A 15,090-nucleotide genomic window follows, 5' to 3' on the forward strand; every position below is an offset into this window, starting at 1 on the left:
AAGTTGGATGAAAGATATTCTGCTTAAGGGCATGGCGAGGCGTAAACTTCTGAAGGCAGGCGGGACACTGGCTCTGGTGGCTACCACAAAAGCTGCTTTTCCGGCCGGTGCTTTCGCTTCAACTGCCGGGCCGGAAACAACCAAGGCAATTTTGGGATTCATAGCACTTACAGACTCTGCGCCTCTTATCGTTGCCAAAGAAAAAGGCCTCTTTGCCAAGTACGGCATGCCCGATGTTGAGGTTGTGAAGCAGGCTTCATGGGGAACGACACGCGATAACCTCGTTTTGGGATCGGACGGCAACGGCATTGACGGTGCGCATATTCTAACGCCCATGCCTTATCTGATCAGCACCGGAAAAGTTACACAAAACAATCAGCCTGTGCCAATGGTGATCCTGTCGCGCCTCAATCTGGATGCTCAGGCAATTTCCGTCGGGGAGGCCTATGCCCACGTCAAGGCAGGAGTGAATTCCGGTGTACTGAAAGAAGCGTTTGCGAAGAAGAAAGCGGAGGGCCATGCAGCAAAAGCCGCGATGACTTTCCCAGGCGGAACGCATGATTTGTGGTTGCGCTACTGGCTTGCGGCAGGTGGTATTGATCCCGACAAGGACGTCGAAACTATCGTTGTTCCACCGCCCCAGATGGTTGCCAATATGAAGGTTGGCACCATGGATTGCTTCTGTGTAGGGGAGCCTTGGAATGCCCAACTCGTCAATCAGGGTATTGGCTATACCGCCATCAATACAGCTGAAATCTGGGCAAAACACCCCGAAAAATCTTTCGCAATGCGTGCGGATTGGGTGGAGAAACATCCGGTTGCCACCAAAGCTCTCCTGATGGCTGTCATGGAAGCTCAGCAATGGGCGGACGATATGGCAAACAAGGATGAACTGGCGGCTATGGTCGGAAAGCGCGCCTGGTTCAATGTCCCTGCCAAAGATATCGCGGGTCGCTTGAAGGGTGATTACGATTATGGCTCAGGGCGAATTGAAGCCGCGAGCCCCAACCTGATGAAATTCTGGCGCGACCACACATCTTACCCATTCCAGAGCCATGAAAAATGGTTTCTGACAGAGAACATACGCTGGGGCAAGTTCGCGCCGGATACAGATGTTGCAGCACTGGTAAGCAAGGTCAACCGCGAGGATATCTGGCGCGAGGCAGCTCGAGAGCTCGGTGTTACCGCAGCAGATATTCCTTCGTCGACATCGCGGGGATCAGAGAAATTCTTTGATGGCAAGGTGTTCGATCCGGAAAATCCCCAGACCTACCTCGCCAGCCTAAACATCAAGCGTTTTGCCTAAAGGAGACAGGCATGTCTGTCAGTTCCGTGCCAACGAAACACATTCCGCCTATCGAATCTGAGGCGGAGGTCATTGCCCTTGCCGTACCTGAACGCAAATCCACACAAAGGATGCGGCCGCAATGGCTTTCATTAGCAGCAACGCATGTCGTACCACCACTGATCACGCTGGTTTTCCTGCTGATACTCTGGGAGATTGCCTGCTCTTCTCCAACGGCCAGCGTACCCCCGCCTTCTCGTGTGGTATCGGAGACGTGGGAGTTAATCGCCAACCCATTCTATGTCGGACAAGGCGTCGATCAGGGGTTGTTCTGGCATATATTTGCCAGCCTTAAGCGGGTTGCACTGGGCTATTGCCTTGCAGCTTTTGCCGGTATCGCCCTTGGAACGCTGGTTGGCCAAAGCGAATGGGCGATGCGCGGGCTTGATCCGATATTTCAGGTTCTGCGCACAGTGCCGCCTCTTGCATGGCTTCCGCTGTCGCTGGCAGCTTTCAAGGACGGCAATCCATCGGCCATTTTCGTAATTTTCATAACCGCAATCTGGCCTGTCATCATCAATACCGCGGTCGGCATTCGCAACATTCCGCAAGACTATCAGAACGTGGCGAAAGTGCTGCGGTTGAACCAGTTTGAGTATTTCATCAAAATCATGATCCCGGCTGCGGCGCCCTATATTTTCACCGGTCTGCGCATCGGGATTGGCCTGTCATGGCTGGCAATCGTCGCTGCGGAAATGCTCATCGGTGGTGTGGGAATAGGGTTCTTCATCTGGGACGCCTGGAACTCATCACGGATCAGCGACATCATTCTGGCCCTGATCTACGTCGGTATCGTCGGTTATGTCCTCGATCGGTTCATCGCCTTTCTCGCTAAAGCTGTAACCCGCAATACGGCAACTGCCTGAGGAGATTATCATGGCAAAATCCTATCTTTCGCTGGAACAGATCGACATGGTGTTCAGCCGTGGCGGTGCCAGCACGCAGGTACTCAATCAGGTCTCGCTTACTGTTGAAAAAGGCGAGTTTATTTCGATCATAGGCCATTCCGGCTGCGGAAAATCGACACTGCTCAATATTGTTGCGGGCCTGACCCTGGCAAGCCGTGGTGTCGTGTTCCTCGACGGCAATGTTGTTGACGAGCCGGGCCCTGACAGGGCTGTGGTATTCCAGAACCATTCGCTGCTGCCTTGGCTGACCGCCTACGAGAACGTCAAGCTGGCTGTCGACAAGGTGTTCCCATCTACCAAAAGCCGTGCGGAGCGCCATGAATGGACAATGCGAAACCTTGAGCTTGTGCAAATGGCGCATGCCCGGGATAAGCGACCGTCGGAGATTTCCGGCGGCATGAAGCAGAGGGTTGGTATTGCCCGTGCGCTGGCAATGGAGCCAAAGGTCCTTCTGCTTGACGAACCTTTCGGTGCACTTGATGCACTGACACGAGCGCATCTGCAGGATCAGGTAATGCAGATACATGCCGAACTTGCCAACACGGTTCTGATGATAACCCACGATGTGGATGAGGCCGTTTTGCTATCGGACCGTATCGTCATGATGACCAATGGCCCCTCGGCGAGAATAGGCGAAATACTGGATATTCCGTTGGCTCGTCCGCGGCGCCGTATCGAGCTGGCATCGGATGCAGTTTATATTCGTTGCCGGTCTGCAGTGATGAAATTTCTGTACGAACGTCACCGACTTGTGGAGGCTGCATAATGACAGCTGCAAAGCAGAAGCTTGTCGTAATTGGCAATGGCATGGCACCGGGTCGTGCGCTTGAACATCTTTTCGAACTTGCACCGGATGCATATGACGTAACGATTTTCAATGCTGAGCCGCGCGTCAATTATGACCGGATAATGCTCTCACCTGTCCTATCCGGTGAGAAGGAATTTGAAGAAATCATTATCCATGGTGATGGCTGGTACATCAAACATGGCATTACTCTTTACAAGGGTCACAAGATTATCAAAATCGATCGCGTTGCAAAGACGGTAACATCAGACGCGGGCACCACGGAATACTATGACAAGCTGCTGATCGCGACCGGTTCGGTCCCTTTCATTCTGCCTTTGCCGGGCAAGGAGCTCCCCGGCGTTCTGACCTATCGTGATCTCGATGATGTAAATGCCATGTTGCTCGCGGCACAATCGAGAGCAAAGGCAATCGTCATCGGTGGAGGTCTACTTGGGCTTGAGGCGGCAGCCGGCCTGGCTTCGCGTGGCATGGAGGTGACGGTGCTCCATGTCATGCCGACGCTGATGGAGCGCCAGCTCGATCCTGCCGCTGGCTATCTTCTGGAAAAGGCAGTCGAAGCCCGCGGCATAAGAGTGATCACCAAAGCCAACACGAAAGAGATCATAGGCAATGGCAGAGTGGAGGGGGTATTACTCGCAGATGGTACAACGCTACCTGCCGATCTGGTCGTCATGGCAGTCGGCATAAGGCCGAACAGCGCGCTGGCAAAGGATGCTGAGCTTGAAGTCAATCGCGGCATTGTCACGGATGGAGGCATGTGTACCTCCGACCCCGATATTTTCTCTATAGGAGAGTGTGCTGAAGTTGGGGGGCAGTGTTATGGTCTGGTCGCACCGCTTTATGAGATGGCGCGGGTCGTCGCAACACGGCTGGCGGGAGATGGAAGCGCGTCCTTTGTCCATAGCGAAACGCCGACAAAGCTGAAGGTCACCGGCATAAATCTGTTTTCCGTTGGCGAGCTTGGTGAAGGAGACGACAGGCAGGAAATAGTTCTGCGCGATGCGGCAGCGGGTGTTTACAAGCGGCTCGTTTTGAAGGACGACCGGATCATTGGAACTGTGCTCTACGGGGAGACATCCGATGGTGCATGGTTTCATGACCTGACCAAAAAACGCACCGATATTTCGCAAATGCGCGAGACCTTGATCTTCGGTCAGTCCTATCAGGGAGGGTCCCCGCTGGACCCTATGGCGGCCGTTGCAGCCTTGCCGGATGATGCGGAAATCTGTGGTTGCAACGGCATATGCAAGGGTAAGATAACAGGCGCGATCAATGCCAAAGGTCTGGCATCACTCGATGATGTGCGTGCTCACACCAAGGCGTCAGCATCGTGCGGAAGCTGTACAGGTCTCGTGGAGCAATTACTGACACTCACGCTTGGCGATAAGTATAATCCATCCTCGGTAACGCCAATGTGTGGCTGTACAGACCTTGGTCATGATGATGTACGCCGGCTGATTAAGGCCAAGGGTCTGAAAACAATTCCCGCGGTCATGCAGGAGCTTCAATGGAAGACCTCTTGCGGCTGCGCCAAATGTCGTCCCGCGTTGAATTACTACCTCGTGTGCGATTGGCCTGATGAATATGCTGATGATTATCAGTCCCGATTCATCAATGAGCGGGTTCACGCCAATATACAAAAGGACGGCACTTACTCGGTCGTACCACGTATGTGGGGCGGCATGACAACTTCGGGTGAACTTCGGGCAATTGCGGATGTAGTCGACAAATTCGCCATCCCTGCGGTGAAAGTTACCGGTGGCCAGCGCATCGATATGCTGGGCATCAAGAAGGAAGACCTGCCAGCAGTTTGGGCGGATCTTGGCAAGGCCGGGTTTGTATCCGGCCAGGCCTACGCCAAAGGACTGCGCACGGTTAAAACTTGTGTAGGGACAGACTGGTGCCGCTTTGGCACACAGGACTCAACCGGTCTTGGTATTCGCATCGAAAAATTCATGTGGGGTTCCTGGACACCCGCAAAACTGAAAATGGGCGTGTCCGGCTGTCCGCGAAATTGTGCCGAGGCGACCTGCAAGGACATTGGCATTGTCTGTGTCGATTCCGGCTATGAGATTCATTTCGCCGGAGCGGCAGGTCTGGACATCAAGGGAACTGAAATACTGGGACTCGTCAGAACCGAAGACGAGGCGCTCGAACACGTCGTGGCGTTGGCGCAGATGTATCGTGAACAGGCTCGCTACCTTGAGCGTATATACAAATGGGCCAAGCGCATCGGGCTAGATGAAATACGCAACCAGATTCTGATGGATACGAGCAAACGCAGGGCGTTTTTCGAACGCTTTGTTTTCAGCCAGAAGTTTGCACAGGTGGATCCCTGGTCCGAGCGGGTATCAGGCGTCGACAAGCACGAATTCCTGCCAATGGCGACGATCAATTACCAGCAAGCGGCGGAGTAGGGCGATGGATAACTGGATCGCGATAGGTTCGATCAACGATATCCCGCGCCGCGGCGCGCGCTGCGTCATGACACCTCAAGGCAAGATCGCCGTATTCCGCACAATGGAGGATCAGATATTTGCCATTGATGATCATTGTCCGCACAAGGGCGGGCCGTTAAGTCAGGGGATAGTGCATGGTGCCGCGGTCACGTGTCCTTTGCACAACTGGGTCATTTCACTTGAGACGGGCAAGGCGCTCGGTGCGGACGAAGGTATCGTCCGGACTATTCCCGTTAAATTCGATGGCGAACTTGTTCTGGCGTGGGTGGAACCCGTTACGGTAGCGGCGGAGTAACCGCATGGATCACGCGATTACTCCCGTTCGCACCACGTGCCCCTACTGCGGTGTGGGGTGCGGGGTTCTCGCTACAAAAGAAGAGAATGGAATCATCGGCATCAAGGGTGATCCTTTGCATCCTGCCAATTTCGGACGGCTGTGTTCGAAAGGCTCCGCTCTTGAGGAAACCGTCGATCTGGATGGACGGTTGCTGGGGCCGGAGGTTCACGGTCAATCCGCAAGTTGGGATACCGCATTGAATCTTGTTGCAAGACGTTTTGCTGACGCTGTCAAGCATCACGGTCCCGACAGCGTAGCATTCTACCTCTCCGGACAGTTGCTGACCGAAGATTATTATGTGGCAAATAAATTGATGAAAGGCTTCATAGGTTCCGCCAACATCGACACCAATTCACGGCTGTGTATGTCTTCTTCGGTGGCGGGTCATATACGCGCTTTCGGTTCCGATACGGTTCCTGGAACTTATGAGGACTTGGAACTAGCCGATCTCGTTATCCTGACGGGCTCAAATCTCGCATGGTGCCATCCAGTGCTTTTTCAGCGCCTTGTTGCAGCGAAAGCTGCACGCCCGGGCATGAAAATTATTGTCATTGACCCCCGCAGGACGATGACCGCCGACATTGCAGATATGCACCTTGCCGTCCGGCCCGATGGAGATCTTGCACTCTTTTCGGGGTTGTTCGCCTATCTGGCGGAAAAAGGGGTGCTGGATCACGGATATATAGATACGTATACAACTGGCTTCGATGCCTCTCTGGCAGCCGCGCGGAAACAGCATCTCGATGGTCTGTGTGAGTTGACCGGCCTCGCCCCCTCTCAGATTGGTGCATTCTTCCAGCTTTTCGCAACAACCCCGAAAACCGTCACCTGCTACAGTCAGGGCGTAAACCAGTCTTCCTCGGGAACCGACAAGGTCAACGCAATTATCAACTGTCATCTGGCGACCGGCCGGATAGGCAAACCTGGAATGGGTCCGTTCTCGCTCACGGGTCAGCCAAATGCCATGGGCGGCCGCGAAGTGGGTGGACTCGCCAACATGCTCGCGGCGCATATGTCCATCACCAATGAGCGCGATCGGGACAGGGTGCAGCGCTATTGGGCGTCACCGGCAATTGCATCAAAGGCCGGTCTGAAGGCCGTCGACATGTTCGACGCCGTGGCTGATGGCAGGATCAAGGCCATATGGATAATGGCGACAAATCCGGTTGTTTCCATGCCTGATGCCAATGTCGTGCGGGCAGCTTTGCAGAAATGTCCCTTCGTCGTTGTGTCTGACATCACCCGGACAGCTACGGCTTCCTGCGCGCATGTTCTGCTGCCGTCGCTTGGCTGGGGGGAAAAGGATGGAACAGTTACCAATTCCGAGAGGCGGATTTCCCGGCAAAGACCATTCTTGCAGCGCCCCGGCGAAGCCATGGCTGATTGGTGGCAACTGGTTGAGGTGGGCCGAAGGATGGGCTTCGGCCCTGCGTTCGGGTTTAGTTCTCCGGCTGACATTTTCGCTGAACATGCTGGGCTTTCCGCCTTTGAAAATTCAGGTACCCGCGATTTTGACATCGGCCGTTATGCGCAAATAGCCCCGGAAGAATACGACCAATTCGAGCCAGTGCAGTGGCCGCAACGACCGGGCGAAATAACAGAGCAGGTGCGGCTTTTTGGCGAAGGCAACTTCTTCCATCCAGACGGCAAAGCGCGCTTTATCGGGCTGGATATCGTCACCCCCAAACGCACGACGGATCACTTTCCGCTGACGCTCAACACGGGACGCATCCGGGACCAGTGGCATACGATGACACGGACCGGCAAGAGCGCACGGCTTTCGGTACATATCGCCGAGCCTTTCGCTGAATTTCATCCGAATGACGCAGACGAAATCGGGGTGAAAAGCGCTGATCTCGTAGAGCTGAAAAGCACGCATGGGAAAGTAATAGTTCGCGCGCAGGTATCAGAACGGCAGGCGCGAGGCAGCGTCTTTGTGCCTATGCATTGGAGTGAGAGTTTCGCCTCGCAAGGGCTTGTCAATGCACTTGTACCGGCTGTAACCGATCCATTGTCCGGACAGCCTGCTTCAAAGAACAGTGCAATTAACGCGCGCAAGTTTGCGGCTGCAGCTTATGGGTTTGCAGTTTCAGTGCAGAAACCCAGGCACATGAACGCTGCTTACTGGGCGCTCGCTAAAGCCGAAGGTGGTTGGCGAATGGAGTTTGCTGGTGACAACGTCGAAGATTGGACTCAACTGGCGCTGACAATGTTCGATGCTCCTGCTGATATCGAGCCGCTGGGTTATCATGACACAAAATCCGGTGATTTGCGGCTGGCAATTTTCGATGGTGAAACATTGCTTGCAGCCATATTCCTGAGCAGGCAGCCAGTGGCCGTTTCACGAAGCTGGATGATCTCTCAACTCGCAACGCAACATACAGATATCTCGAAGCGCTTTGCCGTTATTGCGGGTCGGCCGGGAGCGGACAAACCCGATTCCGGTGCAACGATCTGCTCGTGTTTCGGAGTCGGTGTTAATCAGATCGTTTCTGCCATCCGCAGTGGCTGCAGCAGTGTGGAAGCGATAGGGGCGGCCACACAAGCCGGAATGAATTGCGGTTCCTGTCGTAGCGAGATCAAAGGATTGATTGATGGATGCAATGTCGTTGCCGCTGAGTGAGCCTCGCGAAAACACCGCGCAAGTCCGCATGTCGCGACTTGCAAAGCTGCCGGTATTCTGGGAGCTGAAAGGCCGTCGTGCGATAGTCCTTGGCGGCACTGATGCGGCTGCATGGAAAGCCGGGTTACTGGCCGCCTGCGGTGCAGACGTCCATATTTACGCATCCGGCCTTACACACGCTTTCGCCAGTCTTGTCGCCAAGGGCGCAACCGGATCGCCTGTAAGGTATACCCTACATAAAGAAGAGTGGACCGTTACGGCATTGCGCGGAGCAGCTTTAATTATTGCCGACTGTCAGACGGATGTGTTGGCAAAGGCGGTATTGCAAGCGGCTGTTTCGGCCGGGGTTCCGGTAAACATTATAGACAAGCCTGTCTTTTGCCAGTTTCAGTTCGGCTCCATTGTCAATCGGTCGCCCGTCATTGTCGCAATATCATCGGATGGAGCGGCTCCGATCCTCACACAGGCAATCCGTCGTCGGATTGAAGCCATTCTTCCGACATCGCTACGGTCATGGGCAGAGCTTGCACAATTGTTACGCGGCAAGGTCAATCTCCGGCTTAAATCCGGTCGTGCGAGACGCGATTTTTGGGAAAGATTTGTTGATCGTGTTTTCACGGATACTCCTGACCAAGCAGATGCAATGTCTCTGCTTGCATCAGTTGAAAACTGTGAGCACGGCTATGCAAAAGGTCGGGTCACTTTTGTTGGTGCTGGGCCGGGAGATCCCGAGCTGCTCACTTTGAAAGCAGTTAGGGCCTTGCAGGCGGCCGACGTGATTTTTGTCCGCGATCATGTGCCTGCCGCGATCATGGAACTTGCCCGTCGCGAAGCTCGACCTGTCCGATACTTCCAGTACGACGACACGATTCGGCAAGAACTCGCAACACTGGCCAGACAAGGCATGAATGTGGTGCGGCTTGAGCTGGGGAGCATCCCACAAGGGAAAATGTTTGCTGACGAAATTGCAGTGCTTACCGGAACTGGTGCGTGCGTGAAAATCATCCCGGGTGTATCTGTGGAGGAAATGGAATATCGAGGCTCGGTCTCTCAAATGGTCCAGCTGTTTCGGCAGGAGCGAAGTAGGCCGGTGAGCCATGCGAAACGCGTTGCTGAGCCTATCAGAACAAGATCGGAATTATCCAATGAGCGCTGATTTTTACGCACCATTTCTGCTCAGCGTTATCATTTCGTTCGGTTGCCCGACTTTTCAAACGTTGCTCTTGGATGTTGACGGCAATACAAGGTCAAGTCCTGTCGAAATTACCGTTGCCAGCGCATTGGGCGTATCAAGTGTCGGACTTGCTCTGACCCAATTTGGCGCCGTAGCAGGCTGCACATTGGTTGCGCTGGGAATCTTAATAACCCCGCTTACGAACCGACTGACGCAACATTCTATCTACCGGATCACCTCATCGTTTTTGTTGTTCCTTTTGTATCTTCGGTTGGAGAAAATATGAAGCCAAACGGGCAAGGTTTTGGGCGACGTTTTGTGACCAATGGGGTTTCAAGGCACAGGAGACCACCTCAAATCAAGCTCCGCGGCAAGGTCTCACAATTGGCCTTTGGACTGGAATCAAAGCTGGCTTACAGACTTTTGGGAACCAGTTACATTAGACCCGAGAACAGCCATTATCGGCATTTTCAAAGAAACATTTATCGATAAGCAGCCAGTTTGAACAAAACGACCGATGCCGAGATTTAGATAGTGCCGGGCAGAATATGAATACCGCTTCTGCGACGAATTCTGGCTCCAGTCCTTCTCGACCGTTTCAGTAATGATCCGCTTGCGGTGGAGTGCGCATTGGAATGTACAACTCCGAACTCCGGTTTCGTCATCTTCTCTATTGGTATCAAGCCTTGCATGATTCGAAGCTTGTTCGCAGCAGCAACAGAAAGGTTCATCCACGCATCGGCGATGGTTTCGGCCGCCATCAGTAAGATCATTGTCGACGTCGTCTTGGTTTTCCATTTCCTCCATGACGCGATCGAAGGTCTGAGCGCCTTGTTCCACGACATGATAAAGCAGGGATGCCTGGGCTGGGCTCAATTTAGGAAGATCGAGCGTTTGCGAAACTTCAGCCGCGATCTGTTTTACGAACTTCGCTTGATCTTGAAGCGTAGATATCCAATCGATGGCCATGATCTCCCCCTAATGCAAATTTGCAAAGCCAGCGGCTGGCGTCAACAGCCGCTTAAAGCATGTCGCACCTCCAATCGAGCTCTGTCCAATGTGACGTCACCTCTGCCGTACTTGGCACGTTTGACAGTTTTCAGCTGCGGTGACGTTTTGTTTCGTTGCCTTTGAATATTTCAACCAATACGGGAAGGGGAACGCTATGTGCTCGATGGGCGTGTTTTCGACAAGTCCCTTACAGTAGAGGTCGGAACAGTTTTCGCAAATCGAGATACCACCGTGTCAAGCACAATGTTGATCACAAGCGCGATTGGCGATGCCTGCCAAATCTATAGGCAAATTAATCTGTAAACGCGCGATGTAAGCGGGAACCGAACGCGGCTATTCCCCCAGAATAAGCCAAGCGGTGTTTTCATCGGTTATAAGGCCATTGGCCAACTGGCCCTTCAACGCGGCCTTGATTGGAGCGACGCGTGTTCCGCCGGATGCAATGATGATCGTCGGCTTTTCCGCAGGGTGCTGCAGTGACCCAGATACTGGAGGCAACCACCGCGCTGTTCGGCGTCTCGACGCACCGGCACTTAGCCGCGAGCGGGGTTTTGACCGGTTCTGACGGAACGCACGGGCAATTACGTCGCATACTCCGTTGATCTATCGAATCCGCCAAGTCAGTTTTCACGGCCACTTCCGTCAAACGATCGCGATGTGGAATCTCAAGCGGCGCAATGAATCCCAACCGAGCATAAGTCATGCTTGAATTGACGGCGGTGACAGTGCTTTCAGTTTCTGCTTCGGCGACGGGTCATCTTCTTCCAACAGATGCATCGAGCTCTCGATAACGCAGTTGGGACTACGAGTGAACAGGATAGGCCGATAGCACTGTCGCAGATTGACAACAAAGATGCGCGAAAGCATGGCCTGATCAGAACCAGACCACCTCGACTTCGCTCGCTGTGTGCCGCAGCGGGCAATGGCATAATAAAATCAAAGACTAAACATGACAATTTCCTGCCCGTGACGAGAGGGACGCCGGTTGCGGCTATTGGCTCCAGAAAGCTGCCAGCGCCTGATCTCAGCGCGCATATGTTTTTTGCTATCAACGATGATAGGGCCTACCAAAACAAGCAGATCGCATAGATTGTCAGGGGTGATCCGACGTCAACCGAACTGTCATCTCATGGATATTGGCATTACCGTCCGCTGGCAGTCGAGTGCCAGGACAGATTCTTGTAGATTGTTGACAATCGACATTCAACAGAATATGCGTTGGGTGACAAGGATTTCCCAGTGACACTGCACGCCATTCAAATTCTGCGAACAAGTTCTTTACCAATGCTGCTGGAGCAGGAGATAGAGCATGTCATCCTGAGCGGTGAGTTCTCGCCTGGCGATCGAATTATCGAAATGGAAATCGCATTGCGCTTTGGCACCAGCCGTGGACCGGTGCGTGAAGCGCTCCGCGGGTTGGAATCGTCCGGACTCATCGAGCAGGTACCCAAGCGTGGGTTTTTTGTCCGCCGTCTGAGCGCCAAGCAGGCAGCTGACGTCTATGACGTGCGCGCAGCACTCTTTGGCCTTGCCGGCAAATTGCTGGCCGAACGTATCACTGACGACGGCATTACAAAACTTAAGAATTTCGTCTCCGACATGGATACGGCGGTCGCTGCGGATGATTTCTCACGTTATGTGACGCTCAATTTTGCCTTCCACGAGTTTATCGTGAGGGGGACCGGGAATACCGCTCTTGCCCAGCAATATCTGGCATTGATCAAACACCTCAGACTCTATCGCGCTCGCAGTCTGATGTTTGGTGACAGCATGCACGCTTCTCATGCCGAGCATCACATTATGGTCGATGCGGTCGCCGCACGCGATCCAGCCAAGGCCTATGCCGCCCATGTCCATCATGTCGAAACGGCGAAACAGCGGCTCATGTCCGCCACCCCCATCATCAGCGAACACCAGGAGAAATGACGCGTGAGTATCCCTTCCGACATAACGGCCCAGGCCGTACGTTTTATCGAACGCACGACCTATGAGGATTTGCCGGGCGAAGCGCTCATCGTGGGCCGCCGCTGCATGATAGACACGGTCGGGCTCTATCTTGCGGGCAGCCGTGAAGGATCGGTGCGTATCTTGATTGACGACGCCCTTGATCAGGGCGGTAGCGCCGATGCGCCTCTGCCAGGCGCAGGATCGCAGAAAGTACCAGCCTCGCTGGCGGCCCGTGTATGGGGTACGGCCGGTCACGCCCATGACTGGGATGATACACAGGTCTCACATGATCCGGCGCATGTATATGGACTTCTGACCCACCCCTCTGTTCCACCCCTTACCGCCGCGCTCGTTGTCGCCAGTATGCTGGGCAAGGTGAGCGGGCGCGATCTTATGCTGGCTTTTCAGATTGGTTTCGAGGTGGAGTGCAAGATCTCCGAGTGGATGAAGCCACTTCACTATCGCCGGGGGCATCATACAAGCGGCACCGTCGGCACGTTTGGCGCTGCCGCAGCTGCCGCCAAACTCCTGCGGCTTGAAGGCGAGAAACTTGCACATGCGCTCGGGTTGGCTGCCAGTTTTGCAGCCGGTATCCGGGTCAATTTCGGCACCATGACGAAACCGCTTCATGTCGGGCGGGCCTGCGAGAACGGCGTTATAGCGGCGCTGCTTGCAGGACGCGGATTTGAGGCCGATCCTGCAGCGCTGGATGGGACCTGGGGGTTCTTCTCGGTGATGGGCGAGGGTCTCGATGCAGAGAAAGCCAGGGAAGGCTTTGGAGCGCCGCTGACAATCGTCACACCAGGGGTCAGCATCAAGCCTTATCCATCAGGCATTCTGACCCATCAATCCATGGATGCGATGCTGAAACTGGTTCTGGATAACGATTTGAAGCCTGAACAGGTCGAACGTATCCGTTTTTTTGCCGGCAAGAATATTATCGAGCCGATCCGCTATCCTGTCGCGCGAAATCATTTGCAGGCAAAGTTCTCAATGCCGGCCTTGCTTGCCATGATCGTTCTGTGCCGGCGCGCGAGCCATCACGAGTTCGAAGATGCATTTGTTGCAGGCGATGCAATGCAGGATTTGCAGGCACGCACGGACGTCATCAACGATCTTGAGATCGATGCGCTCGGCTATGACAAGATTCGCTCGCGTATCGAAGTGACTACGACGGATGGACGGACACTGGTCCAGTGGGCGGACGAGCGTTATCGCGGCGGGCCATCCAATCCGATCAGCGATGTCGGATTGGTGGAGAAGTTCCGCATGTGTGCCGAAGGCGTCATAGGCGATACGCATCAGGAGGAATTGCTGGCGCTTGTTCGCGACGTTGATGGGGTCGCTGATATTCGAAATCTTATCAAGCTTGTCAGCGGAGAAACGGAACCCGCAAACGCATGATTTGAAAGCCACTAAAAAGCCGCAGAGGAGAAGCGGCGCTAAAAGGGAGAGAGAAAATGACTTTCATGAAATCGATAGGCCCTGCCGCGTTCGGCCTTGCCGCTGCAGCTATTCTGTCAAGCACATCGGCAAGTGCAGACCCGCTTCCATATCCAGGCAAAGTCGTGACTCTGGTGACGCATTCAAGTCCCGGAGGCGGCAGTGACGTATTCCTGCGCGAAATGTCAAAATATTTGAGCAAGTATATCGATGCCACTTTCATCATCGAAAACGTTCAAGGTGGCAGTGGTGCAAAAGCCATGGCCCGGGTCGCAACGGGAGCCGCTGACGGCAGCGTATTCTACGCCACAACTCCCACCTATATTTACACGTCATTGATGAGCAAGCCGCAGAGTACTTACAAGGATATGGATCCGCTTGTGAATATCTTTGCCGATAGCGAGGTGATTTATACCCGCACCGATGGCCCGTACAAATCCCTCAAGGACGTTATAGAGCATGCCAAGAAGGAGCGTGGTCGCTGGGGTGCAGCCAATCCTGCCTCGCTTGAGCGGCAGGCGGCTGAACAGCTGAAACGTGCAGCCGGTGTGACACCTGCCATCGTTACCCACGAAGGCGGCGGCGATATGATGCTAAATGTGCTGAATGGGACACTGGACATCGGTATAGGCGAAATCCAGGAGCTGCGCTCGCAGCTGGATGCCGGTAAAATCACACTTCTTGCAACGTTCAATCCGGAGCGCATTTCTGAAAAGCCGGACGTTCCAACGGTAAAGGAATCCGGCTTTGATGTCAGCCTCGTTAAATTTCGTGGTCTCGCAGGTCCCAACGGTATTCCGGAGAGCACAACAGCGATCTGGGACGAGGCCATAAAGAAGCTGCTGGAAGATCCGGACTACAAGAAGGCCTACACGGCAGAAGTTCTTGTACCGCAATTTATCGCACACAAGGACTATCCGGCATTCGTCAATAATTTTGGCTCCACGACGGAAGAGTTTCTGAAGTCTACGGGTGCCATCAAGTAATCTTCGGGCCGGTGAACACGGCAGGTTCTTCACAATCCATATTCACCCA

Annotated in this window: 13 protein-coding genes; 11 read left to right on the forward strand and 2 right to left on the reverse strand. The window is 54.1% G+C overall.

From position 1 onward, the window contains the following. Positions 1-7: 7 nt before the first annotated feature. The 8 genes from ABKW30_RS10020 to ABKW30_RS10055 are packed head-to-tail and all read left to right on the forward strand — an operon-like array spanning position 8 to position 9,940. Positions 8-1,306 (forward strand): CmpA/NrtA family ABC transporter substrate-binding protein, encoded by a 1,299-nt coding sequence (locus ABKW30_RS10020; RefSeq protein WP_348598748.1) that lies wholly within the window; start codon positions 8-10, stop codon positions 1,304-1,306. A gap of 11 nt (positions 1,307-1,317) precedes the next feature. After that, entirely contained in the window at positions 1,318-2,211 is an 894-nt protein-coding gene (gene ntrB / locus ABKW30_RS10025) for a nitrate ABC transporter permease (protein ID WP_348598749.1), read from the forward strand. Positions 2,212-2,221: 10 nt separating this feature from the next. Next, positions 2,222-3,019, forward strand: a complete 798-nt coding sequence (locus ABKW30_RS10030) for an ABC transporter ATP-binding protein (RefSeq protein ID WP_348598750.1) — start codon at positions 2,222-2,224, stop codon at positions 3,017-3,019. Continuing rightward, positions 3,019-5,478, forward strand: coding sequence for a nitrite reductase large subunit NirB (gene nirB, locus ABKW30_RS10035; protein ID WP_348598751.1), 2,460 nt, complete (start codon positions 3,019-3,021; stop codon positions 5,476-5,478). The genes ABKW30_RS10030 and nirB overlap by 1 nt, the downstream gene beginning before the upstream one ends. Before the next feature lie 4 nt (positions 5,479-5,482). Then, entirely contained in the window at positions 5,483-5,815 is a 333-nt protein-coding gene (gene nirD, locus ABKW30_RS10040; protein WP_348598752.1) for a nitrite reductase small subunit NirD, read from the forward strand. Positions 5,816-5,819: 4 nt separating this feature from the next. Beyond that, on the forward strand, positions 5,820-8,480 hold the full coding sequence (locus ABKW30_RS10045) for a molybdopterin-dependent oxidoreductase (protein ID WP_348598753.1): 2,661 nt from the start codon (positions 5,820-5,822) through the stop codon (positions 8,478-8,480). Then, positions 8,452-9,636, forward strand: a complete 1,185-nt coding sequence (locus ABKW30_RS10050) for an SAM-dependent methyltransferase (protein WP_348598754.1) — start codon at positions 8,452-8,454, stop codon at positions 9,634-9,636. Before ABKW30_RS10045 ends, ABKW30_RS10050 begins: the two co-directional genes overlap by 29 nt. Beyond that, a complete protein-coding gene (locus tag ABKW30_RS10055) occupies positions 9,626-9,940 on the forward strand; it encodes a hypothetical protein (RefSeq protein WP_348598755.1) in 315 nt (104 codons plus the stop codon). Before ABKW30_RS10050 ends, ABKW30_RS10055 begins: the two co-directional genes overlap by 11 nt. Before the next feature lie 116 nt (positions 9,941-10,056). Here the strand turns inward: ABKW30_RS10055 and ABKW30_RS10060 are convergent, their stop codons facing one another. After that, positions 10,057-10,623, reverse strand: a complete 567-nt coding sequence (locus ABKW30_RS10060; protein ID WP_348598756.1) for a hypothetical protein — start codon at positions 10,621-10,623, stop codon at positions 10,057-10,059. 375 nt (positions 10,624-10,998) lie between these two features. Next, positions 10,999-11,163 carry a sugar-binding domain-containing protein gene (locus ABKW30_RS10065; protein ID WP_348598757.1) on the reverse strand — a complete coding sequence of 55 codons (165 nt, stop codon included), beginning with the start codon at positions 11,161-11,163 and terminating at the stop codon, positions 10,999-11,001. Positions 11,164-11,904: 741 nt separating this feature from the next. Between ABKW30_RS10065 and ABKW30_RS10070 the strand changes: the two genes are divergently transcribed. Genes ABKW30_RS10070 through ABKW30_RS10080 form a run of 3 tightly spaced genes read left to right on the forward strand, consistent with a single transcriptional unit; the run spans position 11,905 to position 15,041 of the window. After that, positions 11,905-12,591, forward strand: a complete 687-nt coding sequence (locus ABKW30_RS10070) for a GntR family transcriptional regulator (protein ID WP_348598758.1) — start codon at positions 11,905-11,907, stop codon at positions 12,589-12,591. Positions 12,592-12,594: 3 nt separating this feature from the next. Beyond that, entirely contained in the window at positions 12,595-14,016 is a 1,422-nt protein-coding gene (locus tag ABKW30_RS10075; RefSeq protein WP_348598759.1) for an MmgE/PrpD family protein, read from the forward strand. A 56-nt stretch (positions 14,017-14,072) separates the two neighbouring features. Then, on the forward strand, positions 14,073-15,041 hold the full coding sequence (locus ABKW30_RS10080) for a tripartite tricarboxylate transporter substrate binding protein (RefSeq protein WP_348598760.1): 969 nt from the start codon (positions 14,073-14,075) through the stop codon (positions 15,039-15,041). Positions 15,042-15,090 lie beyond the last annotated feature (49 nt).

The organism is Phyllobacterium sp. SB3 (assembly GCF_040009165.1).
GTDB lineage: Bacteria > Pseudomonadota > Alphaproteobacteria > Rhizobiales > Rhizobiaceae > Phyllobacterium.